The organism is Burkholderia sp. Bp8986, from assembly GCF_003854225.1.
Taxonomy (GTDB): Bacteria; Pseudomonadota; Gammaproteobacteria; order Burkholderiales; family Burkholderiaceae; genus Burkholderia.
This window is the reverse complement of the sequence record NZ_QTQM01000016.1, coordinates 12,348-36,513: the sequence shown is the minus strand read 5'-3', so window position 1 is coordinate 36,513 and position 24,166 is coordinate 12,348. Positions and strand designations below refer to the sequence as shown.

At 67.5% G+C, this 24,166-nt stretch carries 20 protein-coding genes; 17 read left to right on the top strand and 3 right to left on the bottom strand.

Going from position 1 to position 24,166, the window contains the following annotated elements; genetic code table 11:
* Nucleotides 1-20: 20 nt before the first annotated feature.
* Complete coding sequence (locus DID99_RS16470; protein ID WP_124487406.1) at nucleotides 21-1,019, bottom strand: LLM class flavin-dependent oxidoreductase; 999 nt, start codon at nucleotides 1,017-1,019, stop codon at nucleotides 21-23.
* 640 nt (nucleotides 1,020-1,659) lie between these two features.
* On the opposite strand from DID99_RS16470, the gene hpnI reads away from it, so the two are divergent.
* From hpnI to DID99_RS16380, 16 genes are all read left to right on the top strand, one after another.
* Nucleotides 1,660-2,835, top strand: a complete 1,176-nt coding sequence (hpnI, locus tag DID99_RS16465) for a bacteriohopanetetrol glucosamine biosynthesis glycosyltransferase HpnI (protein ID WP_124571062.1) — start codon at nucleotides 1,660-1,662, stop codon at nucleotides 2,833-2,835.
* Between the two features lie 167 nt (nucleotides 2,836-3,002).
* The gene (gene hpnJ, locus DID99_RS16460) at nucleotides 3,003-4,445 is read left to right on the top strand and encodes a hopanoid biosynthesis associated radical SAM protein HpnJ (RefSeq protein ID WP_308234889.1); all 1,443 of its coding nucleotides are present in this window, start codon (nucleotides 3,003-3,005) and stop codon (nucleotides 4,443-4,445) included.
* Nucleotides 4,446-4,448: 3 nt separating this feature from the next.
* Complete coding sequence (gene hpnK / locus DID99_RS16455) at nucleotides 4,449-5,333, top strand: hopanoid biosynthesis-associated protein HpnK (protein WP_124487405.1); 885 nt, start codon at nucleotides 4,449-4,451, stop codon at nucleotides 5,331-5,333.
* The gene (locus DID99_RS16450; protein ID WP_044849119.1) at nucleotides 5,330-6,370 is read left to right on the top strand and encodes a lysylphosphatidylglycerol synthase domain-containing protein; all 1,041 of its coding nucleotides are present in this window, start codon (nucleotides 5,330-5,332) and stop codon (nucleotides 6,368-6,370) included. Before hpnK ends, DID99_RS16450 begins: the two co-directional genes overlap by 4 nt.
* Nucleotides 6,371-6,458: 88 nt before the next feature.
* Nucleotides 6,459-7,016 (top strand): hypothetical protein, encoded by a 558-nt coding sequence (locus DID99_RS16445; protein ID WP_124667173.1) that lies wholly within the window; start codon nucleotides 6,459-6,461, stop codon nucleotides 7,014-7,016.
* 265 nt (nucleotides 7,017-7,281) lie between these two features.
* On the top strand, nucleotides 7,282-7,971 hold the full coding sequence (locus DID99_RS16440; RefSeq protein ID WP_044849121.1) for an ABC transporter permease: 690 nt from the start codon (nucleotides 7,282-7,284) through the stop codon (nucleotides 7,969-7,971).
* Nucleotides 7,968-8,681, top strand: coding sequence for an ABC transporter permease (locus DID99_RS16435; protein WP_044849122.1), 714 nt, complete (start codon nucleotides 7,968-7,970; stop codon nucleotides 8,679-8,681). Before DID99_RS16440 ends, DID99_RS16435 begins: the two co-directional genes overlap by 4 nt.
* Before the next feature lie 20 nt (nucleotides 8,682-8,701).
* The gene (locus DID99_RS16430) at nucleotides 8,702-9,502 is read left to right on the top strand and encodes an ABC transporter ATP-binding protein (protein ID WP_124487404.1); all 801 of its coding nucleotides are present in this window, start codon (nucleotides 8,702-8,704) and stop codon (nucleotides 9,500-9,502) included.
* 19 nt (nucleotides 9,503-9,521) lie between these two features.
* On the top strand, nucleotides 9,522-10,565 hold the full coding sequence (locus tag DID99_RS16425) for a GlxA family transcriptional regulator (protein ID WP_059815947.1): 1,044 nt from the start codon (nucleotides 9,522-9,524) through the stop codon (nucleotides 10,563-10,565).
* 954 nt (nucleotides 10,566-11,519) lie between these two features.
* Nucleotides 11,520-12,752 (top strand): aspartate aminotransferase family protein, encoded by a 1,233-nt coding sequence (locus DID99_RS16415; RefSeq protein WP_124667172.1) that lies wholly within the window; start codon nucleotides 11,520-11,522, stop codon nucleotides 12,750-12,752.
* A gap of 30 nt (nucleotides 12,753-12,782) precedes the next feature.
* Nucleotides 12,783-13,835: an arginine/ornithine succinyltransferase subunit alpha gene (gene aruF / locus DID99_RS16410; RefSeq protein WP_044849126.1), complete on the top strand. Its 1,053-nt coding sequence runs from the start codon at nucleotides 12,783-12,785 to the stop codon at nucleotides 13,833-13,835.
* Complete coding sequence (gene astA, locus DID99_RS16405) at nucleotides 13,832-14,863, top strand: arginine N-succinyltransferase (protein WP_124521337.1); 1,032 nt, start codon at nucleotides 13,832-13,834, stop codon at nucleotides 14,861-14,863. The genes aruF and astA overlap by 4 nt, the downstream gene beginning before the upstream one ends.
* Before the next feature lie 7 nt (nucleotides 14,864-14,870).
* Entirely contained in the window at nucleotides 14,871-16,334 is a 1,464-nt protein-coding gene (gene astD, locus DID99_RS16400; protein ID WP_124667171.1) for a succinylglutamate-semialdehyde dehydrogenase, read from the top strand.
* 14 nt (nucleotides 16,335-16,348) lie between these two features.
* The gene (gene astB, locus DID99_RS16395) at nucleotides 16,349-17,689 is read left to right on the top strand and encodes an N-succinylarginine dihydrolase (protein ID WP_044849129.1); all 1,341 of its coding nucleotides are present in this window, start codon (nucleotides 16,349-16,351) and stop codon (nucleotides 17,687-17,689) included.
* Entirely contained in the window at nucleotides 17,673-18,731 is a 1,059-nt protein-coding gene (gene astE / locus DID99_RS16390; protein ID WP_124667170.1) for a succinylglutamate desuccinylase, read from the top strand. Before astB ends, astE begins: the two co-directional genes overlap by 17 nt.
* Nucleotides 18,732-19,087: 356 nt before the next feature.
* Nucleotides 19,088-19,882 (top strand): ABC transporter substrate-binding protein, encoded by a 795-nt coding sequence (locus DID99_RS16380; RefSeq protein WP_044849131.1) that lies wholly within the window; start codon nucleotides 19,088-19,090, stop codon nucleotides 19,880-19,882.
* Between the two features lie 78 nt (nucleotides 19,883-19,960).
* Here the strand turns inward: DID99_RS16380 and DID99_RS16375 are convergent, their stop codons facing one another.
* Entirely contained in the window at nucleotides 19,961-21,472 is a 1,512-nt protein-coding gene (locus tag DID99_RS16375; RefSeq protein ID WP_124521331.1) for an HDOD domain-containing protein, read from the bottom strand.
* Between the two features lie 27 nt (nucleotides 21,473-21,499).
* A complete protein-coding gene (cdpA, locus tag DID99_RS16370) occupies nucleotides 21,500-23,239 on the bottom strand; it encodes a bifunctional diguanylate cyclase/phosphodiesterase (RefSeq protein WP_221622528.1) in 1,740 nt (579 codons plus the stop codon).
* Between the two features lie 279 nt (nucleotides 23,240-23,518).
* On the opposite strand from cdpA, the gene DID99_RS16365 reads away from it, so the two are divergent.
* Nucleotides 23,519-24,070, top strand: coding sequence for a peroxiredoxin (locus DID99_RS16365; protein WP_124667169.1), 552 nt, complete (start codon nucleotides 23,519-23,521; stop codon nucleotides 24,068-24,070).
* The last annotated feature ends 96 nt before the right edge of the window (nucleotides 24,071-24,166 follow it).

Below are 24,166 nucleotides of genomic sequence, written 5' to 3'. Positions count from 1 at the left end.
TGGGTGGGCCGCCCGCCGGGTCAGCGGGTTTCGTTCGCGAGTTCGTCGCGGATCTGCGCGGCCAGCTCGAACGAGCGCACGCGCGCGGCGTGATCGTAGATCTGCGCGGTGATGATCACCTCGTTAGCGCCGGTTTGCGCGATCCGGTCGCGCAGCTTGTCGCGCACCGTGTCGCGCGAGCCGACGGCCGCGAACGACAGCGCATGCGCGACGTTCGCGAGTTCGAACTCGCTCGCCTCGAGCGCGTCGACGGGCGGCGGCAGCTTGCCGGGCGTGCCGCGGCGCAGGTTGATGAACTGCTGCTGCAGCGACGTGAAGAGGCGCCGCGCCTCGTCGTCGGTATCGGCCGCGAACACGTTGACGCCGACCATCGCATGCGGCTTCGGCCACGCGGCCGACGGCCGGTACTGCGCGCGATAGACTTCGAGCGCGCGCATCAGGTAGTCCGGCGCGAAGTGCGACGCGAACGCGAACGGCAGCCCGAGCATCGCGGCGAGTTGCGCGCTGAAGAGGCTCGAACCGAGCAGCCACACGGGCACGTCCAGCCCCGCGCCGGGCACCGCGCGCACGCGCTGGCCGGGCACCGGTTCCGCGAAGTAGCGCTGCAGCTCGGCGACGTCGTCCGGAAACGAGTCGGCGCTGCCGATCAGGTCGCGGCGCAGCGCGCGCGACGTGGTCTGGTCGGTGCCGGGCGCGCGGCCGAGCCCGAGGTCGATGCGCCCCGGATACAGCGACGCGAGCGTGCCGAACTGCTCGGCGATCACGAGCGGCGCATGGTTCGGCAGCATGATCCCGCCCGAGCCGACGCGGATCGTCTTCGTCGCTCCCGCCACGTGGCCGATCACGACGGCCGTCGCCGCGCTCGCGATGCCGGGCATGTTGTGATGTTCGGCGAGCCAGTAGCGGCGATAACCGAGGCGCTCCGCGTGCTGCGCGAGATCGACGGTGTTGCGGAACGCCTGCGCGGCGTCGGCGCCGGCGGGAATGGGGGCGAGATCGAGTACGGAAAACGGAATCATCGGGTGGCCTTCGGAAGGGAGGGGCGCGGTGATGCGGATGCGCAACAGATTGCGATGATTTTGCCAAAGGGTTCCGGAACGCGCTGGCGACGCGCGGATACCCATGCGCCTTTCAGGGGTGCAAGGTGGCGCGGGCAACTGTTGCAAAAATCAATCTAATCACCGAATAATTACCGATCTTTACGGCGATTGGCCATGTCTTCGCATCGACATACAAATTTCCACGAAACGTTTGATTTTCAAGACTGCAATCCGCCTGCAAAGTGCTTACGCTAACGTGAACGAGGTGGCACCGGAATGGTTCCCCGGCCGCACAGCTTTGCCGAAATCGCAGTAGTCCGTTTCGCGTGGTGCCAAGCGCGGGGTGGCGCGGGCTGCTAAAATCCGGCGCCTGTCCATGTTGTGCCGACGGTAGCCATTAGAATCTTCCCGCATCCCGTCCGGGCATCGCGCGAGGATGTGCCACGCGATGCCGGGCATGGCCGCTTTCGGGGAAATGGGCCGTGCCTCCCCATTACACAGACGCTGCTGGAACAAGGAGTCGGGTCGTGCCCGCGTTCGTTGCTGTCGGAATACCCAATCACGTTCAACCCGGTTCGATCGGTCGGCAGGGCGCCCGCGTCGCCGGAGGGCGTCGCGCATGACGCCGACCGTCACGCTGCTCGACTGGCTCCTGACCGTGTTCACGCTGGCTGCGGCCGGCTATGCGTTCGTCGCGGCGTTCGCGCCGCGCCCGCGCACGCCGCGCACCGCCGCGCGCGACGGTTTCGAGCCCGTCAGCGTGCTCAAGCCGCTGTGCGGCGCCGAGCCGCACCTGTACGAGAACCTCGCGACGTTCTGCGAACAGCGCCACCCGCGCCATGAAGTGCTGTTCGGGGTCGCGTCGGCATCCGATCCGGCGGTCGCCGTGGTCGAGCGGCTGCGCGCCGATTATCCGGAATGCGACATCACGCTCGTGATCGACGCGCGCGTGCACGGCAAGAACCTGAAGGTCAGCAACCTGATCAATCTCGCCGAACGCGCGAAGTACGGCCGTATCGTGATCGCGGACAGCGACATCGCGGTGAAGCCGGACTATCTGGAGCGCGTGACGGCGCCGCTCGCCGACGCGTCGGTCGGGGTCGTCACGTGCCTGTATCATGCGCGCAGCGTCGGCGGGTTCTGGACGCGGATCGGCGCGCAGTTCGTCGATGCGTGGTTCGCGCCGTCGGTACGGATCACGCACCTCGGCCGCTCGAGCCGCTTCGGCTTCGGCGCGACGCTGGCGCTCACGCGCGACACGCTCGAGCGGATCGGCGGTTTTCTCGCGTTGAAGGACGAGCTGGCCGACGACTTCTGGCTGGCCGAGCTGCCGCGCCGCCTCGGGCGGCGCACCGTGCTGTCCGAGGTCGAGGTCGCGACCGACGTGATCGAGCCGTCGTTCGGGCCGCTCTGGCACCGCGAGACGCGCTGGCTGCGCACGATCCGTTCGCTGAACCCGGCCGGTTTCGCGTTCCTGTTCATCACGTTTACCGTGCCGTGGCTCGCGATCGGCGCGGCGCTCGCGCTGCGTCTCGACGGCACCGTCGCCGGCACGCTGGCGGGTGGCGCGGCCGTGGTGGGCGCGTTCGGGCGGCTGGTGCTGCACGCGCGCGGCGAGGACGGCTGGCGCGCGTTCTGGCGCGACCTGCCGCTCGTCGCGGTGCGCGACACGCTGCTCGCGCTCGAATGGCTCGCGGCCGTGTTCGGCACGCACGTCGTGTGGCGCGGCGCGCGGATGACGGTCGTCGGCGGCGAACGCGCGACGGTGATCGTGGAGGGCGGGGACGGCCGCTGACGTACGTTCCCCGAAGGGAACCGGCGATGCGCCCGGTCCCGATCGAATCCGGCCCGAAGGCCGAGACGCGTTGCGCGGCCACGTCGCGCGACGCGACATGACAGAGAGGCGGGCGCCGGCAGGGCGGCCCGCGGTTGATTGACTGAATCGTTGAAACGAATCGAACTATGCAGGCTACCGGAGCATTCATGAAAACGCTGTTCTTGCAGGCCCCTTCGTATGACGGCTTCGACGGCGGAGCCGGCTCGCGCTATCAGGCGAAGCGCGAAATCCGTTCCTTCTGGTACCCGACGTGGCTCGCGCAGCCGGCCGCGCTCGTGCCGGGCAGCCGCGTCGTCGACGCGCCGGCCGACGGCCTGTCGGTCGAGGAAACGCTGAAGATCGCCAACGACTACGATCTCGTGATCATCCACACGAGCACGCCGTCGTTCCCGACCGACGCGATGTTCGCGCAGGATCTGAAGAAGATGAAGCCGTCGATGCTGGTCGGCATGGTGGGCGCGAAGGTGATGGTCGATCCGCACAACTCGCTCACGGCGAGCGACGCGATCGACTTCGTGTGCCGCGAGGAATTCGACTACACCTGCAAGGAAATCGCCGAAGGCAAGCCGTTCCCCGAGATCAAGGGCTTGAGCTGGCGCGCGAAGGACGGCTCGATCGAGCACAACGAAGCGCGTCCGATCCTCGAGAACATGGACGAACTGCCGTTCGTCGCGCCCGTCTACAAGCGCGACCTGAAGATCGACAACTACTTCATCGGCTACCTGAACTACCCGTACGTGTCGATCTACACGGGCCGCGGCTGCAAGTCGCGCTGCACGTTCTGCCTGTGGCCGCAGACGGTCAGCGGCCACCGCTACCGCACGCGCTCGGTCGAGAACGTGCTCGCGGAAGCGAAGTGGATCCGCGACAACATGCCGGAAGTGAAGGAGCTGATGTTCGACGACGACACCTTCACCGACGACCTGCCGCGCGCCGAAGCGATCGCCATCGGCCTGGGCAAGCTCGGCATGACGTGGTCGTGCAACGCGAAGGCGAACGTGCCGTACAAGTCGCTGAAGATCATGAAGGAAAACGGCCTGCGCCTGCTGCTGGTCGGCTTCGAATCCGGCGACGACCAGATCCTCGTGAACATCAAGAAGGGCGTGCGCACCGATTTCGCGCGCCGCTTCAGCGCGGACTGCAAGAAGCTCGGGATCAAGATCCACGGCACCTTCATCCTCGGCCTGCCGGGCGAGACGCAGGACACCATCAAGAAGACGATCGAGTACGCGAAGGAAATCAATCCGCACACGATCCAGGTGTCGCTCGCCGCGCCGTATCCGGGCACGACGCTTTACAAGCAGGCCGTCGAGAACGGCTGGATGGAAGAGAACAAGACCATCAACCTGGTCAGCAAGGAAGGCGTGCAGCTCGCGGCGATCGGCTATCCGCACCTGTCGCGCGACGAGATCTATCACCATCTCGAGCAGTTCTATCGCCAGTTCTACTTCCGCCCGTCGAAGATCTGGGAGATCGTCCGCGAGATGCTGACGAGCTGGGACATGATGAAGCGTCGCTTGCGCGAAGGCGTCGAGTTCTTCCGCTTCCTGCGCGCGCACGAGGCCTGATTCGTGGCGACGCAGCGGGCGGCGCGGGCGCTGATCTTCACCGCGGACGACTTCGGGCTGCATCCGCGCGTTAACGCGGCGGTCGAGCGCGCGCATCGCGACGGCGTGCTGAACGCCGCGAGCCTGATGGTCGGTGCGCCCGCGGCGCAGGACGCGATCGAACGCGCGCGGCGCCTGCCGTCGCTCGCGGTCGGCCTGCATCTCGTCCTCGCGGACGGGCCGGCCACGCTGCCCGCGCATGACATACCCGCGCTCGTCGGCCGCGACGGGCGCTTCGGCGATGCGATGGCGAAGGACGGCTGTCGCTTCTTCTTCCTGCCGCACGTGCGTGCGCAGCTGCGCCGCGAGATCCGCGCGCAGTTCGACGCGTTCGCGGCGAGCGGCCTGCCGCTCGACCACGTGAACGCGCACAAGCATTTCCACCTGCATCCGACCGTGCTGTCGATGATCATCGAGATCGGCCGCGACTACGGGCTGCGTGCGGTGCGGCTGCCGTACGAAACGCGCGCGCCCGCGCTGCTCAAGCCGTGGATCGCGCTGGTGCGCGCGCGGCTCGACCGTGCGGGGCTCGCGCACAACGACTACGTGGTCGGCATCGAGCATACGGGCGCGATGGACGAGCGCGTGCTGCTCGACGCGCTCGCGGCGCTGCCGCCCGGGGTCGGCGAGATCTACTGTCATCCGGCGGAAGCCGGCGACGGCCCGATCACGCCGACGATGGCCGCTTACCGGCCGGTCGACGAACTGGATGCGCTGCTGTCGCCGCGCGTCGCGGCCGCGCTGAAGGCCGCGGGCGTCGCGACCGGCGGTTTTGCCGACGTGTTCGGCCAGCCGGCGGCGCGGCGCGGCACGCACGCGTCGCGCGAAGCGGGGGCGCAGCCGTCATGACCAAGTGGATCAAATGGCTCGGCTGGCCGATCGGCATCGGGATCCTGCTCGCGCTCGGGCTGCACGAAGGCATCGGCGACGTGACGCGGATGCTCGAGCGCGCCGGCTTCGCGCTGCTGTGGCTCGTGCCGTTCCATGCGCTGCCGCTGCTGCTCGACGCGTATGCGTGGCACCAGCTGCTCGACCGGCGCGCGTCGCTGTCGTTCCTGTGGTGGGTCGCGACCGTGCGTGAAGCGGTGAACCGGCTGCTGCCGGTCGTCGGGATCGGCGGCGAGCTGGTCGGGATCCGGATGGCGCGCTGGCAGGTGCCCGACGCGAGCCGCGTGACCGCGTCGGTGATCGTCGAGGTGCTGGTGACGATCGTCGTTCAGTATGCGTTCGCGGCGCTCGGCCTCGTGCTGCTGCTCGCGACGACGCACGACATGGGCGGCGGCACGATCGGCCTCGCGCTGCTGCTGACCCTGCCGCTGCCGGTGCTCGGCGTCGTGCTGATGCGGCGCGGCGGGATCTTCCATGCGATCGAGCGGTTCGCGGGGCGCCTGCTCGGCGATTCGCACCGGTTGCTGCAGGGCGTCGACGGCCGCCGCCTCGATGGCGACATCGACGCGCTGATGTCGCGCACGCCGCTGCTGTTCAGTGCGTTCTTCTGGCAGCTGTCCGGCTACGTGCTCGGCGCGCTCGAAATCTACTGGGCGCTCGCGCTGCTCGGTCATCCGGTCTCGATCGGCGGCGCGATCGCGATCGAGGCGATGACGCAGGCCGTGCGGCATGCGGCGTTCATGGTGCCGGGCGGTCTCGGCGTGCAGGAGGCGACCGTCGTGCTGCTCGCGCAGATGTTCGGCGTCGATCGCGAGACGGCGCTGTCGCTCGCGCTGGTCAAGCGCGGCCGCGAGGTGCTGTTCGGCTGTCTCGCGCTCGGGTCGTGGCAACTGGCCGAGCTGGTGCGCACGCGCCGCCGGATCAAGGCGGTGCCGGCCGGGCCGCGCGCCCCGCAAGCGGGCCGCGAGGCCCAGGTGCAAACCGAAACGACGCATTGATCACGAGACGGGCCGCGCGGTCCGTCTCGCGCTTTTGGCGTTGCGCGGGTATCCTTGCCGCGTGTTTTCTCGACGCGCATTTCTTCCGATGATCTTCCGTTTCCGGCTGCTTCCCGTCACGATGCTGGCCGCCGCGCTGGCGCTGACCGGCTGCGACGACAAGCAAGGCAATCTCGACGTGCAACGTATCAGGGACTTCTTCAACGCGATCAAGCCGGCGCCGCTGCTGCTCAAGGGGCTGAAGGCCGGCGTCTCGACCGAAGCCGACGTGCGCGCCACGATGGGCAAGCCCGAGACCGAGCGCGCGTTCACCGACGGCTCGAAGCGCCTCGAATACCCGCGTGGCCCGATGGGCAACCAGACCTGGTTCGTCGACCTCGACCCGGACGGGTATTACACGGGCGCGACGCAGGTGCTGACCGCCGAGAACTTCGCGAAGGTGCGCCCGGGGATGACCGAGGACGAGGTGCGCCGCCTGCTCGGCAAGCCGGGCGACGTCGCGCAGTATCCGCTGAAGCCCGAGACCGTATGGAGCTGGCGCTGGCTCGAGGACGGCGTCAACACCGACGCGTTCTTCAACGTCCATTTCGGCCCGGACGGGCTTGTCTATACGACTTCGCGCTCCGACATCCTGAAAGGGCGGTGAGACCGCCTGCGGCGCTATATCGAAAAAGCGACCGGAAAATTGCAAAAAGTCCGCTTCCCTGCGTGTCATCCGACTGTCAGGAAGCGGCTTTTTTCCTTTTGAAACAGCGCGGTAGGCCGTGCCTGCAAATGGTGGGATGAATTGCTGCGACGCAGCAATCGCGCGCACGGTGATTTGAGGCAAACAATTTCGCTTGCGACTATCCGCGTCAGCCCGGCGCCGGACAGTGAGCGCGCCGGTGTTCACATCAACACTGGAGACGCGCGTGTTCCTTTACGGCTTTGGTCCTGTCCTCTGGGCCGGCACCGTGCAGACCATCGAGCTGTCGGTGCTGTCGCTCGCCGCTGCGGTGGCGCTGGGGCTGATCGGCGCGGTGGCGAAGCTGTCGCACAACCGGGTGCTGCGAGCGGTCGCGACCGGTTATACGACGCTGATCCGCTCGGTGCCCGATCTCGTCCTGATGCTGCTGTTGTTCTACAGCATCCAGATCTGGCTGAACCAGTTCACCGACCTCGTCGGCTGGGACCAGATCGACATCGACCCGTTCGTCGCCGGCGTGCTGACGCTCGGCTTCATCTACGGCGCGTACTTCACCGAGACGTTCCGCGGTGCGTTCCTGTCGGTGCCGCGCGGCCAGCTCGAGGCCGGCTCGGCGTACGGGATGAGCGGGCTGCGCGTGTTCGTGCGGATCATGTTTCCGCAGATGATGCGCTTCGCGCTGCCCGGCATCGGCAACAACTGGCAGGTGCTCGTGAAGGCGACCGCGCTGGTGTCGATCATCGGTCTCGCGGACGTCGTGAAGGCGGCGCAGGACGCCGGCAAGAGCACGTTCAACATGTTCTTCTTCATCCTCGTTGCGGCGCTGATCTACCTCGCGATCACGACCGTTTCCAACCTCGTGCTGATCCAGCTCGAGAAACGTTATTCCACGGGCGTGCGCCACGCAGAACTATGATCGAGATCCTCCAGGAATTCGGCCAGGCGTTCCTTTACTGGGACGGCCAGCGCCTCTCCGGCCTTGCGGTGACGCTGTGGCTGCTCGTCGCGTCGATTTCGCTCGGCTTCGTGTGCGCGGTGCCGCTCGCGGTCGCACGCGTGTCGAAGAAGAAGTGGCTGTCGATGCCGGTGCGGTTCTACACGTACGTGTTCCGCGGCACGCCGCTCTACGTGCAGCTGCTGTTGCTGTACACGGGCATGTACAGCCTCGAGTTCGTGCGCTCGCACTCGCTGCTCGACGCGTTCTTCCGCAGCGGCTTCAACTGCGCGATCCTCGCGTTCGCGCTGAACACCTGCGCGTACACGACCGAGATCTTCGCGGGTGCGATTCGTGCGATTCCGCACGGCGAGGTCGAGGCGGCGCGTGCGTACGGGATGTCGCCGTTCACGATGTACCGCCGGGTGATCCTGCCGTCGGCGCTGCGCCGTGCGCTGCCGCTGTACAGCAACGAGGTGATCCTGATGCTGCACGCGACCACCGTTGCGTTCACGGCGACCGTGCCCGACATCCTGAAGGTCGCGCGTGACGCCAATTCCGCGACGTACATGGCGTTCCAGTCGTTCGGGATCGCCGCACTGATCTATCTTGCGGTATCGTTCGCACTCGTCGCGGCATTTCGCCGGGCGGAGCGCCACTGGCTCGCGTATCTCGCGGCCGGCCGTCATTGATTTCATTCGAGGAGAGCCAGATGGCCGAGATCACTCAAACGAGCGCGTCCGCTTCCACCAAGCTTGCCGCGGTCGACATTCACAAGCGCTATGGCGACAACGAGGTGCTCAAGGGCGTGTCGCTGAACGCGAAGGCCGGCGACGTCATCAGCATCATCGGCGCCAGCGGTTCGGGCAAGAGCACGTTCCTGCGCTGCATCAATTTTCTCGAGCGGCCGAATGCGGGGCAGATCGTCGTCGACGGCGAGGCCGTGCGCACCAGGACCGACCGCGCCGGTGCGCTCGAGGTGGCCGATCACAAGCAGCTGCAGCGCATCCGCACCAAGCTCGCGATGGTGTTCCAGCACTTCAATCTGTGGGCGCACATGAACGTGCTCGAGAACGTGATGGAAGCGCCGGTGCACGTGCTCGGCATTGCGAAGAAGGAAGCCGAGGAGCGAGCGCGCGAGTACCTGGAGAAGGTCGGTTTGCCGCCGCGCGTCGAGAAGCAGTATCCGTCGCATTTGTCGGGTGGCCAGCAGCAGCGTGTCGCGATCGCGCGGGCGCTGGCGATGCATCCGGACGTGATGCTGTTCGACGAGCCGACGTCGGCGCTCGATCCGGAGCTCGTCGGTGAGGTGCTGAAGGTGATGCAGAAGCTGGCCGAGGAGGGCCGCACGATGATCGTCGTCACGCACGAGATGGGTTTCGCGCGCAACGTGTCGAATCACGTGATGTTCCTGCATCAGGGGCGGACCGAGGAAGAGGGTGATCCGAAGGAGGTGCTGGTGCGTCCGCAGAGCGAGCGTCTGAAGCAGTTCCTGTCGGGTAGCCTCAAGTAACGCGAAGGGCGTTTCATACGTGGTACCGGTGTCTCGTCCCGCAGGCGCCACCCGCACGACGCAGGTGGCGATCGTTGCATTGCCGCCCGTGTCGATGTCGGGTGTGGGTCCGATCGTCGATGCGTTGCATCTCGCGAACGAGATCGACGGGCGCTTGCTGTATCGCTGGCAGGTGTGTTCGTGGGACGGGCGGCCGGTGCCGCTCGCCGGCGGCGCGCAGTGGCATGCCGATGCGGCGTTCAACGATGCGATCGCGTGCGACTGGCTCATCGTCGTGTCGGAGCGGTTTCAGCAGTTTGCCGACTATCGGTTGTTTCTCGCGAGTCTCGCGCGGGTCGGGCAGCGCACGCCGGTCGTCACGGGGATTCACCACGGCGTGTGGTGGCTCGCGATGGCCGGGCAGCTTTCCGGATATCGCGTGAGCGTGAACTGGGAGACGTATCAGCAGTTCGCCGAACAGTTCGAGCGCTCGATCGTCACGCAGCAGATCTTCGAGATCGATCGCGATCGGGCGACCTGTGCGGGCGGGCAGGCGACCGTCGATTTCATGCTGGCCATGATCGGCCGGGAACACGGGGCGGATCTGGGTGAGCGCATTGCCGATGCGCTCGGGGCCGGCACGCTGCGCAGCGGCGAGGAGCGGCAGCGGATTCCTTTTGTCACCGCGCCCGGTGAGCGGCATCCTCGGCTGAACGATGCGTTGCTTTTGATGGAAGCCAATGTCGAGGATCCTTTGACGACCGATGAGATCGCCGGGCTCGTCGGCGTGTCGCGGCGGCAGCTGGAGCGGCTCTTTCGGCAGTATCTCGGGGCGATGCCCTCCAAGTATTACCTCAATCTTCGGTTGCTCAAGGCTCGCACGCAGTTGCAGCGGACCAGCAAGTCGGTCGTTCAGGTGAGCCTCGCCTGTGGGTTTTCTTCTGCTGCGCACTTTTCTAATGCGTACCGCGAAAGGTTTGGGGTCACGCCTCGGGAGGATCGGAGAGCCTGGCTCGAGAAGCAGACCGGCGGTGGTAGTGAACCTCGCGGGGGCGCGCTTGTTGAGCGGGGTGCTAAGGATTGATTCTGTTTTTTTGATGGTGCGCTTGCGTTTGACGTGAATCACCTGCGATCGTGTCGGTCTATTAGCGTCGCCCCTGCGCGGGGCGGCGGTTACTTTTCTTTGTCTTGCCAAAGAAAAGTAACCAAAAGAAAGGCGCCCGGATAACGCATGACTTCCCGGTGCCGTAGTCAACCAAGTGGCCCTCGCCTAAGTGTCCGCGCCAGTCCGGAACCCGGAGTGGTTCGAGCAATGGTTCTGACACCACTCTCTACGCAACGGAGCGGTATACCGCCCGCTAGCTCCATCCTCGCTATGCTCGGCTGCAAGGTTCTTCGGCCGCAATTCATCCGCCCGCGCCACACATGGGCACCCACTGATCAGTTCCCCAAATCAGTGAGGTGCCGCTGCACCGCAACGACGATTTCAATTTATTGAATTCATGCGCCACCCGCCGCAATTGTGGAAGCCAATCAACCGACAGCTTTCAAAGCGGGGCGTGTGGACCTGTCGACCGAGCGAAGCGAGGGCGGAGCTAGCGGGCGGTATACCGCTCCGTTGCGTAGTGAGTGGTGTCAGAACCATTGCTCGAACCACTCCGGGTTCCCGACTGGCGCGGACACTTAGGCGAGGGCCACTCCGGTGGCCATGGCACCGGGAAGTCATGCGTTATCCGGGCGCCTTTCTTTTGGTTACTTTTCTTTGGCAAGACAAAGAAAAGTAACCGCCGCCCCGCGCAGGGGCGATGCTAATAGACCGACACGATCACAGGTGCTTCACGCCAAACGGCGAGCGCACCGCCAAAAAACCGCGAAACAGCAACCAAGCACAAAACGCCACGCCCCCCGCCGGGGAGAGGCAAAATAAAGCGCCCTATCCGCTTCCGATAGAACCCGTCGCAATTCCGCAAGACGCTTGCGTCACCCTTACCTAAACTTGATCCTGTTGAACCCTCTTACGAAACCGAAAGGAACGACCATGACGACCTCGACCGTGACCCGCCAGACATTCGACGAAGTGATGGTGCCGGTATTCTCCCCCGCGCCGTTCGTGCCGGACCGTGCAGAGGGCTCGCGCGTGTGGGACACGGCCGGCCGCGAATACGTGGATTTCGCCTGCGGCATCGCCGTCACGTCGCTCGGCCACGGCCACCCGGAACTGCTGAAGGTCCTGGACGAACAAGGCCGCAAGCTCTGGCACATCGGCAACGGCTACACGAACGAGCCGGTGCTGCGCCTCGCGAAGCGCCTCGAAGCGCTGACCTTCGCCGACCGCGCGTTCTTCGCGAACTCGGGCGCGGAAGCGAACGAAGCCGCGCTGAAACTCGCACGCCGCGTCGCATTCGACCGCCACGGCGCCGACAAGTACGAAATCGTGTCGTTCGTCCAGTCGTTCCACGGCCGCACGTTCTTCACGGTCAGCGTCGGCGGCCAGCCGAAATACTCGGAAGGCTTCGGCCCGGTGCCGGAAGGCATCAAGCACCTGCCGTTCAACGACATCGAAGCGGCCAAGGCCGCGATCGGCCCGCAAACCTGCGCGGTGATCGTCGAGCCGGTGCAGGGCGAAGGCGGCGTGATCCCGGCCGATCCGGCCTTCCTGAAGGCACTGCGCGAAGCGTGCGACGCCAACGACGCAGTGCTGATCTTCGACGAAGTGCAGACGGGCGTTGGCCGCACGGGCCAGTTCTACGCATACATGGACACGGGCGTCACGCCGGACATCCTCACGACCGCGAAGGCACTCGGCAACGGTTTCCCGATCGGCGCGATGCTGACGACGAACGAACTGGCCGCCCACTTCAAGGTCGGCGTGCACGGCACGACGTACGGCGGCAACCCGCTCGCGTCGGCGATCGCGGACAAGGTCGTCGAGCTGATCGGCGACCCGGCGCTGCTCGAAGGCGTGCGCGAACGCAGCGTGCGCCTGAAGGGCGCGCTGGAACGCATCAACGCACGCTTCGGCATCTTCAAGGACGTCCGCGGCAAGGGCCTCCTGGTCGGCGCGGAACTCACCGCCGCATTCGACGGCCGCGCGAAGGACTTCGTCACCGCCGCCGCCGAGAACGGCCTGATCATGCTGATCGCGGGCCCGAACGTGCTGCGCTTCGTGCCGTCGCTCGTGATCCCGTTCGACCTGCTCGACGAAGGCGTGAAGCGCTTCGAGAAGGCAGTCGAGCAGGTGCTCGCGGCCCAGGAAGCCACCGCGCGCTGAGCGGCGCGCCCATCGCAGACAGGAACGACGATGCTATTTGTTCGCCCCGGCAAACTCACGGATCTCGATGCGCTCGCGCACATGGCGCGCACCGCGCAGCCGGTCCTGCACTCGCTGCCGCACGATCGCGCGGCGCTCGAAGCGCGCGTGGCGCTCTCCGAGGATTCGTTTCGCGCGGACGTCGACTTCGCCGGCGAGGAGTTCTATCTCTTCGTGCTCGAGGATTCGTCGACGGGCAAGCTGCTCGGCACGGCGAGCATCGTGGCCGCGGCCGGCTACTCGGAACCGTTCTACGCATTCCGCAACGATGCACTGATCCACGCGTCGCGCGAGCTGCACGTGAACCGCAAGATCCACGCGCTCACGATGTCGCACGAGCTGACCGGCAAGAGCCGGCTGGCGGGCTTCTACGTCGATCCGTCGCTGCGCGGCGACGCGGCCGCGCACCTGATCTCGCGTGCGCGGATGATGTACATCGCCGCGAACCGCCGCCGCTTCACGCCGGAAGTGTTCACGCTGCTGCTCGGCGTGAGCGACAGCACGGGCGCATCGCCGTTCTGGGAAGCGGTGGGCCGCAAGTTCTTCGGCCGCAACTTCACCGACGTCGACATCGCGTCGGGCGGCCGCAGCCGCACGTTCATCGCGGAAGTGATGCCGGCGTATCCGCTCTACGTGCCGCTGCTGCCGGAAGCCGCGCAGCGCGTGCTCGGCGAGCCGAACGAAACGGCGCTGCTCGCGTACGACATCCATCTCGAGGAAGGCTTCGAGCCGGACCGCTTCGTCGACATCTTCGACGCGGGCCCCGTGCTGACCGCGCAGGTCGACCGCACCGCATGCGTGAAGCACGGCGCGGAGCGCACGGTGCGCGAAGCCGCGCATCAGCAGGGCGACGTCGCGTACATGGTGTCGACCGGCAGCGGCGAATCGTTCCGCTGCGTGCTGGCCGACCTGCCGGGCGATACGGCCGACGCGCCGCTCGCCGGCGACGTGCGCGCGGCGCTCGATGTGAAGGATGGTGATGTCGTGCGCTGCGTGCCGCTGCACCGCCGCGACGATGAAGACATGAAGGGAGACGCAGCATGATCGTCGTTCGGGTCGTACAAACGGGCGACGTCGACGCGCTCGTGTCGCTCGCTAAGGAAACCGGGCCGGGCCTGACCACGTTCAAGCCCGATCGCGACGCGCTCGCCGCGCGCATCGAACGCACGCGCCGCACGCTCGACGGCGAGGCCGCGCCGGGCGAGGCCGGCTACTTCTTCGTGATGGAAGAATCGAAGACGGGCGACATCGCGGGCGTGTGCGGGATCGAGACGCAGGTCGGCCTCGAACAGCCGTTCTACAACTATCGCGTGAGCACGGTCGTGCACGCGAGCCAGGAACTCGGCGTGTGGACGCGGATGTCCGCGCTGAACATCTCGCACGACCTGACGGGCTACGCGGAAGTGTGCTCGCTGTTCCTGAGCCCGCGTTACCGCACGGGCGGCGTCGGCGGCCTGCTGTCGCGCTCGCGCTTCATGTTCATCGCGCAGTTCCGCGAACGCTTCCCGGAACGCATCTGCGCGGAACTGCGCGGCCACTTCGACGAGGACGGAACGTCGCCGTTCTGGCGCGCGGTCGGTTCGCACTTCTACCAGATCGATTTCAACGCGGCCGACTACCTCAGCTCGCACGGCCGCAAGTCGTTCCTCGCGGAACTGATGCCGCGCTATCCGGTGTACGTCGACCTGCTGCCGCAGGACGCGCAGGACGCGGTCGGCCTCACGCACCGCGACACGCTGCCGGCCCGCAAGATGCTCGAGGCCGAAGGGCTGCGCTACCAGAACCACGTCGACATCTTCGACGCGGGCCCGGTGCTCGAATGCCACATCAACGACCTGCGCACGGTGCGCGAGAGCGTCGTCGTGCCGGTCGCGATCGGCGTGCCCGACGTGCGGGAAGATATGCCGAAGTCGCTCGTATCGAACACGTCGCTCGGCGATTTCCGCGTCGGCGTCGCGCCGGGCGTGGTCGTGAACGGGTCGTTCGTGCTGTCGGCCGACGATGCCGCCGCGCTCGACGTGAAGGCCGGCGATCCGGTCCGCGTGCTGCCGCTCAAAGTCAAACAGGGATAAACGAATCATGACGGAACTCTTCATCGACGGCGCCTGGGTCGCAGGCTCGGGCCCCGTCTTCGCTTCGCGCAACCCGGGCACGGACGCGATCGCATGGCAGGGCGAAAGCGCGTCGGCGGCCGACGTCGACCGCGCGGTCGCGAGCGCGCGCCGCGCGTTCGCCGGCTGGTCGGCGCTCGACTTCGAAGCGCGCTGCGAAATCGTCAAGCGCTTCGCCGCGCTGCTCACCGAACGCAAGGAAGCGATCGCGACCGCGATCGGTCGCGAGACCGGCAAGCCGCTGTGGGAAGCCCGCACCGAAGTCGCGGCGATGGCCGCGAAGGTCGGCATCTCGATCCAGGCCTACCAGGAACGCACCGGCGAGAAGCGCCAGGACATGGCCGACGGCGTCGCGGTGCTGCGCCATCGCCCGCACGGCGTCGTCGCGGTGTTCGGTCCGTACAACTTTCCCGGCCATTTGCCGAACGGTCATATCGTGCCGGCGCTGATCGCGGGCAACGCGGTCGTGTTCAAGCCGTCGGAGCTCGCCCCGGGCGTCGCGCGCGCGACGGTCGAGGTGTGGCAGGAAGCCGGTCTGCCGGCCGGCGTGCTGAACCTCGTGCAGGGCGAGAAGGACACGGGCATCGCGCTCGCGAATCACCGGCAGATCGACGGGCTGTTCTTCACCGGCAGCTCGGATACCGGCACGCTGCTGCACAAGCAGTTCGGCGGCCGTCCGGAAATCGTGCTCGCGCTCGAGATGGGCGGCAACAACCCGCTCGTGATCGGCGAAGTCGAGGACCTCGACGCGGCCGTGCATCACACGATCCAGTCGGCGTTCCTGTCTGCCGGCCAGCGCTGCACGTGCGCACGCCGCATCTTCGTGCCGCACGGCGCGTTCGGCGACCGCTTCCTCGCACGCTTCGCCGACGTCACGTCGAAGATCACGGCCGACGCGTTCGACGCCGATCCGCAGCCGTTCATGGGCGCGGTGATCTCGGCACGCGCGGCCGCCAAGCTCGTCGACGCGCAGTCGCGCCTGATCAAGCAGGGCGCGCAGCCGATCATCGCGATGACGCAGCGCGATCCGCGCCTGGGCTTCGTGAACGCGTCGATCATCGACGTGACCGGCGTGGCGAACCTGCCCGACGAAGAGCACTTCGGCCCGCTCGCGCAGATCGTCCGCTACGCGACGTTCGACGAAGCGATCGAGCGCGCGAACGACACGGCGTTCGGCCTGTCGGCCGGCCTGCTCGCCGACGACGCCAACGCATGGGACCACTTCCGCCGCACGATTCGTGCGGGGATCGTCAACTGGAACCGCCCGACCAACGGCGCATCGTCCGCCGCGCCGTTCGGCGGCACGGGCCGCTCGGGCAACCATCGGCCGAGCGCGTACTACGCGGCCGACTATTGCGCTTATCCGATGGCGTCGGTGGAAAGCACCCAACTGACCTTGCCCGCGAGCCTGTCGCCGGGCCTGCATTTCTGATCGAGGGAACGACGATGAACGCACAAGAAGCCAATTTCGACGGACTCGTCGGCCCGACCCACAACTACGCCGGGCTGTCGTTCGGCAACGTGGCGTCGCTCAACAACGAGAAGTCGGCCGCGAATCCGAAGGCCGCCGCGAAGCAGGGGCTGCGCAAGATGAAGCAGCTCGCGGACCTCGGCTTCGCGCAAGGCGTGCTGCCGCCGCAGGAGCGTCCGTCGCTGCGCCTGCTGCGCGAGCTCGGCTTCTCCGGCAAGGACGCGGACGTGATCGCGAAGGCCGCGAAGCAGGCGCCGGAGCTGCTCGCCGCGGCGAGCTCGGCGTCGGCGATGTGGACCGCGAATGCGGCGACCGTCAGCCCGTCGGCCGACACGAGCGACGGCCGCGTGCACTTCACGCCGGCCAACCTGTGCAGCAAGCTGCATCGCGCGATCGAGCACGAAGCGACGCGCCGCACGCTGTCGACGCTGTTCGCCGATCCCGCGCACTTCGCGGTGCACGAGGCGCTGACGGGCACGCCGGCACTCGGCGACGAGGGCGCGGCCAACCACACGCGCTTTTGCGCCGAATACGGCCTGCCCGGCGTCGAGTTCTTCGTGTACGGCCGCGCGGAATACCGCCGCGGCGTGGAGCCGAAGCGCTTCCCGGCGCGCCAGACCTTCGAGGCGAGCCGCGCGGTTGCGCATCGCCACGGTCTCGCCGAAACGGCGACGGTCTATGCGCAGCAGGATCCGGACGTGATCGATGCAGGCGTGTTCCACAACGACGTGATCTCGGTCGGCAACCGCGACACGCTGTTCACGCACGAGCGCGCGTTCGTCAACAAGCAGGCGATCTACGACACGCTGACGGCCACGCTCGACGCGCGCGGCGCGCGGCTGAACGTGATCGAGGTGCCCGATGCGGCCGTGAGCGTGAACGATGCGGTCACGTCGTACCTGTTCAACAGCCAGCTGCTGTCGCGCGCGGACGGCTCGCAGGTGCTCGTCGTGCCGCAGGAATGCCGCGAGAACGCGAACGTTGCCGCCTATCTCGACCAGCTCGCGGCCGGCAACGGCCCGATCCGCGACGTGCTCGTGTTCGACCTGCGCGAAAGCATGAAGAACGGCGGCGGCCCGGCTTGCCTGCGCCTGCGCGTCGTGCTGAACGACGCCGAGCGTGCGGCCGTCACGTCGAACGTGTGGATCAACGACACGCTGTTCGCGTCGCTCGACGCGTGGATCGAAAAGCACTACCGCGACCGTCTCGCACCGGAAGACCTCGCCGATCCGACGCTGCTCGACGAATCGCGCACGGCGCTCGACGAGCTCACGCAGATCCTGCGCGTCGGGTCGCTGTATGACTTCCAGCGCTGAGTCCCGCGTGCCGGCCGCCGTGCTGCTCGACGATTTCCTCGCGTTCACGCTCGCGGGCGACGCGCCGGCCGTGAAGGTCGGCACGTGCGCGAACGGCGCGGTGCGCTGGCATTGGCTCGGCGACGGGCTGCTCGCGCTCGAGCCGGCAGCGGATGAAGCGGGCGATGCGGCGCGTGCGAGCGTGCTCGTGTCGGCCGGCGTGCATGGCGACGAGACCGCGCCGATCGAGCTGCTGTCGATGCTCGTGCGCGATCTCGCGGCGGGCACGCTGCCGCTCGCGTGCCGCCTGCTCGTCGTGCTCGGCAACGTGCCGGCGATGCGCGCGGGCGCACGCTATCTCGACGACGACCTGAACCGCCTGTTCAGCGGCCGTCACGCACAAGTGCCCGCGAGCCGCGAAGCGCCGCGCGCGGTGCAGCTCGAAGCGGCGGCCGCCGCGTTCTTCGCGGCCGCGCCGGCCGGCAGCGCGCGCTGGCACGTCGACATGCACACGGCGATCCGCGCATCGGTGTTCGAACAGTTCGCGCTGCTGCCCCACACGGGCACGCCGCCGGCCCGCAAGATGGTCGAATGGCTCGGCGATGCGCGCATCGCGGCCGTGCTGCTGCATACCGCGAAGGGCAACACGTATTCGCATTACACGGCCGAGAACTGCGGCGCGCTCGCGTGCACGCTCGAACTCGGCAAGGTGCGGCCGTTCGGCCAGAACGACCTGTCGCGCTTCGCGCCGGCGGACCGTGCGGTGCGCAAGCTCGTGTCCGGTGCGCCGCGCGACGTCGACGCCGCGTTGCCGCGCGTGTTCACCGTGATCGACCAGATCACGAAGCAGAGCGATGCACTCGAGCTGTTCGTCGCGGCCGACGTCGCGAATTTCACCGCGTTCGCGCGCGGTACCGTGCTCGCGCAGGACGGCGACTACCGCTACACGGTGCAGCACGACGAGGAGCGCATCGTGTTTCCGAATCCGGCCGTGAAGCCGGGCCTGCGCGCGGGCCTGCTCGTGGTCGATACGACGCGCGAGACGCTGGCCGCACTCGTCTGATCCAAGGCCGGTGGCGCGTGGCTGCGGGGGCCGCGGCACGCGCATCGTCCGGCCGCATTTCCCTTTTTTGCGATCGACGCCCGCATGCCGCGCAGACGGCCCGTGCGGCGCGCTTGCGTATTTGCGACATCGTCTTGCAAGTTCGACGGCGCATCCTGCCGTCATCGTGCACGCAGCGCAGCATCGCGGGCCGGCGGCCGCTTTGCCGTGCCGGGCCGCGCGGATTGGTACAATCGCGGCCTTGCGGCTGTTGCGCCGCATCAAGGCGCGGCATCGGCATTGGCGTCGTCATCCGACCCTGCGATGATGCATGCGCCCGTAGTTCCGGAACATTCGAGTATCGAGGAGAACACCTGATGAAGTTGGATTGGCGTAAAGTGGCCGCGCACGCGGTAGTGGCGGCATCGGCCGTGGCGGCAGGCAGCGCGATGGCAGCGGATCTGAAGGAGATCCGGTTCGGCGTCGAGGCCTCGTACGCGCCGTTCGAATACAAGACGCCCGACGGCAAGCTGACCGGCTTCGACATCGACATCGGCAACGCGGTGTGCGCGAAGCTGAAGACGAAGTGCGTGTGGGTCGAGAACGACTTCGACGGCCTGATCCCCGCGCTGCAGGCGCGCAAGTTCGACGCGATCAACTCGGACATGACGATCACCGACCAGCGCAAGCACGCGATCGCGTTCACCGATCCGATCTACACGATCCCGAACCAGCTGATCGCGAAGCAGGGCAGCGGCCTGCAGCCGACCCCGCAAGCACTGAAGGGCAAGCGCGTCGGCGTGCTGCAGGGCACGATCCAGGAAGCGTACGCGAAGAAGAAGTGGGCGCCGGCCGGCGTCGAAGTCGTGCCGTACCAGACGCAGGACCTGGCCTACGCCGACCTGAAGTCGGGCCGTCTCGACGCGGCGTTCCAGGATTCGGAGGCGGGCTCGAAGGGCTTCCTGTCGAAGCCGCAAGGCCAGGGCTTCGGCTTCGCCGGCGGCACGGTCAGCGATGCCGAGATCCTCGGTTCGGGCGTCGGCTTCGGTCTGCGCAAGAACGACGCGGCGCTGAAGACCGCGCTCGATCAGGCGCTGAAGGAACTGAAGGCCGACGGCACGATCGACAACCTCGCGAAGAAGTACTTCAGCGTGCCGGTCACGCTCAAGTAAGCATTTCGATCCGTCGTACCTGCAGCCGGCCGCTTTTGCGGCCGGTTTGCTTTCGGGGCGCCGCCCGCATCACGCCGATTACGCGGGAAAGAACCGCCCCAGTTCGCGCGCGAGTTCGTTGAGCACGCTCATCTCCTGCTGCGTGATCTTGCGCGCCGGCTGCGCGCCGGCCCAGTCGCCGTACAGCAGGCCGACCGTTTTCGCGCCGACGCGCACCGGCAGAAGCACGAACGCGCGCGTGTCCGGAAGCGCGTCGAGATACCACGCGGGCAGGCGCTTCACCATCTTCGGGTCCTGCGCCTGCTCGATGAAGATGCCGACCGAGTTCGTGATCGCGAGATGGAATACGTCCGGCTCGAAGCGCTCGTCGAAGCACAGCCGGTCGAGCGCCGCATCGACGCCCGGGCCGAAGCCGAGACGCGCGGCGAACGCGCCGTCTTCCCGGCGCACGAACATCACGGTGCGCGTGAACGCGAGGCCCGCGAGCAGGCTTTCCGACGCGAGCGCGAGCACCGGCGTCAGCACGTGCTCGGACGGCAGCGCGCGCAGGTCCGCGAGACCGGCCTCGAGGCATGCCTCGGGATCGGGCTGCGCCCGCGCGATCGCGTCGGCGTTCGCGCGCAACTCGACGATCTCGCGCATCACGGTGTCGCTCGCTTCCTCGGATGCGAGCCGGTCGGCGATCGCCACCAGCGCGTCGGCGTCGATGTCCAGCTCCTGGCTGTAGTGCTGCGCGAGCACCGCGATGTGCGCGTCGCGCTGCGGCCCCGCGGGCATCGCGAGCGCACCGGCGACATCGGTCGAGCAGCGGCTCACCGCGCGCAGCCAGCGTACGCGGCCGGGGCTGTCGTCGGCGCACGCGTCGCGGGAGCGCTGGCGATCGGCGTCGTCATCGTCCTCGTCGAGGCTCGCGGCATGCGCGGTACTGCCGTCGCCGTCGGCCATCCCGGCGCGGATCACGTCGGGCAGCCGCCAGTTCGCGGCGGCCTCGATACCGATCTCGTCGAAGCCGACGCCGAGCACGTCGATGCACGCGGCCGCATCGTCGCCGTCCAGCTCGGCGGCGCGACGGCGGATCCGGTCCCATTCGCTGTCGAGATAGCAGACCACCAGCAGCTTGCCGACCTGGCGCATCAGCGTGCAGACGACGGCTTCCTCGCCGCCGCGCAGCTCCGCATGCTCGGTGAGCTTGCGGGCGACGCAGCCGGACAGCAGCGCGCGGTTCAGCTCGAGCTTCGCGTCGATGCGGCGCGGCGTGCTGTGGTGGAAGTGGTCGACGAGCTTCAGCCCGACGACCAGATGGCCGACCGTGTCCATGCCGAGCACCATCAGCGCCCGCGTGACGGTCGTGATGTTGCCGCCGAACGCCATGTACATCGCGGAATTGGCGAGCCGCAGGACTTTCTGCGTGAGCGCGAAATCCGACAGCACGACGCGCACGAGCGCGGTGAAGTCGAGGTCGTCGTTCTTCATCGCGGCCATCGTCGCGCGCAGCGACTCCGACAGCAGCGGGAAGTCGCCCCGTTCGTTCATCCGGGCCCACAGCTTGTCGAGCAGCGCCGTGCGGGGCAGGTGTGCGGTGATTGACATACGGATCTATCCGGTTCGCCGCGCGCGTCAGGCGGCGTGCAGGCGCAGCTGCTGCGCCTCGAAGCGCCGTGCGAGTTCCTCGGACGGCAGCGCCTGGCACACGAGCCAGCCCTGGATGTGGTTGCAGCCCATCTCGGTCAGCAGTTCGCGCTGTGCCTCGGTCTCGACGCCTTCCGCGACGAGTTCGAGATCGAGCGTCTGCGCGAGGCCGACCACCGCCGACACGATCGCGCGGTCGTTGCGCGACGTCAGCAGGTTCTCGACGAAGCTGCGGTCGATCTTCAGCTTCGCGAGCGGGAAGCGCTGCAGGTAGGCGAGGCTCGAATAGCCGGTGCCGAAATCGTCGATCGCGAAGCGGATGCCGAGCTCGGTCAGCTCCTCGAGCAGCCCCTTTGCCTGCACGGGGTCGTGCATCAGCAGGCTTTCGGTGATTTCCAGCACGATGCGGCGCGGATCGATGCCCGTCAGCGCGATCGCCTCGCGCACGCTCTGCGTGAAGCGCGGGTCGCGGAACTGCTGCGGCGACACGTTGACCGCCACGTACTGCAGCGCGAGCCCCTGGCGATCCCAGGCGACGAGCTGCATGCACGCGGCCTTGAGCACCCAGTTGCCGAGATAGTTGATCAGGCCGATCGATTCGGCGAGCGGAATGAAGGTTGCCGGCGGCACGAGGCCGTGCACCGGATGACGCCAGCGGATCAGCGCCTCGACGCCGTCCACCGCCCCCGACTGGCTGCGCGTGATCGGCTGGAAGTGGAGCGAGAACTCGCCGTTGCGCACGCCGTCGTACAGGTCGGCTTCGAGCTTGAGCCGCTCGGCGTCGGCCGGATCGTCGACCGGCGCGTGAAACGCGAGCGCGTTGCCGCCCGATGCCTTCGCCTGCGCGAGTGCGTGGTCGGCGCGGCGCAGCAGCGGGCTGTGATGCTGCGCGCGATGGGGCGCAGCCCGTTCGTCCGGGTACACGGCGATGCCGATGCTCGCGGACAGGTGGACGGTCTGCCCCTGGTACGCGTAAGGTTCGCGCACCGCGGCCTGCAGCCGGCGCGCGAGCGCGTCCGCGGCATTGCTCGCGTGTGCGCGGTCCGGTGCGGTGAGCACGACCGCGAACTTGTCGCTCGCGACACGCGCGAGTTGCTCGCCGGGCGCGACGAGCCCCTGCAGCCGCTGGGCGGTGTCGCGCAACAGCGTGTCGCCGGCGTCGTAGCCGAGCGCGCGGTTGATGCGCTGGTAGTCGTCGAGGTCGAGCAGCAGCAGGGCGGCGCAGGTGCCGCTTTCGTCGGCGGCCTGCTGGGCGCGCATCAGCGCCGGCACGAGTGCGGACAGGTTGCCGAGCCCCGTCATCGGGTCGTGGTGCATCTCGTACGTCAGGCGGGCCTCGAGCGCACGCCAGGCCGACACGTCGAACGCCGCGATCGCGAAGCCGTCGACGCCGTGGTGGCGGCTCTTGAACGCGCGGACCTCGACGTCGAGCGGATACGTGAGCGACTTGACGATGCACATCGTCGCCTTCTCGACCTGGCCGGAGCGCGCGGCGCGTGCAAGCAGGCCTTCGAGCGTCGCGGTATCCTGTTCCGCGATCAGGTCGCGCAGCGTCAGCGTGTGCAGGTAGTCGCGGTGATAGCCGATGAAGCGCAGGCTCGCATCGGACACGTACAGGAAACGCAGCTCGCGGTCGACATGGGCGAGGAAGTCCACCGTGCCGACCGTCTGTTCCAGCCAGTTGCGCACGGTGTCGTCGCGGCGCGGCGCGCCGGCGCGCGCAGGCATCAGCGCGCCGCCCGACCAGGCGAAGCGGCGCAGCGTATGCAAGGCATTGCGCCAGGAGCCCTTGCGTGGCGTCTGTTTCCTGTTGGCTTCCATGTGTCTCGCTGACGTGAAGGGCTGGAACTGGTTGTCCGGAAGAAATAACGGCAGGCTGCGCGAAATCTTTAACCGGCCGGCCGCGGCTGGCACGGCCGCTGGACCGGGTCGCGCACATCGGCGTTCGACAGGCGAACGCCGATACGGCCTACATCGAGGCTGACTTTATAAGAAATGAGGACGCAGATGAAGCGAAAACTATGGATGGGCGCCGCGGCGGCGCTGCTGGTGGCCGGCCATGCGCGGGTCGCGCAGGCGGAACTGAAGCCGGGCGCCACGGCGCCCGCCTTCACGACGCAGGCGTCGCTGGGCGGCAAGACTTACACGTACTCGCTGGCCGATGCGCTGAAGCACGGGCCGGTCGTGCTGTACTTCTATCCGGCCGCGTTCACGAAGGGCTGCACCATCGAGGCGCATGCGTTCGCGGATGCGGTCGATCGTTACAAGGCTTACGGCGCGACGGTGATCGGCGTATCCGCGGACAACATCGACACGCTGACGAAGTTCTCGGTGAGCGAGTGCCGCAGCAAGTTCCCGGTCGCGGCCGATCCGGACGCGAAGATCATCCGCGAATACGACGCGAAGCTGCCCGCGCTCGATCGCGCGAACCGCGTGTCCTACGTGATTTCGCCGGAAGGGAAGGTGTTGTACGAATATACGAGCCTGTCGCCCGACAAGCATGTCGAGAACACGCTCGGCGCGGTGAAGGCGTGGGCCGACGCGCATCCGAAGCCGTAAGCAGCCATCCGCAGGCGGCCAGCCCGCCGTAAAGCGGCCCGCTTCGCGGGCCGCTGGCGCGATGACACGCGGCCGCCCCGTGGCGGCGCGGGCAGG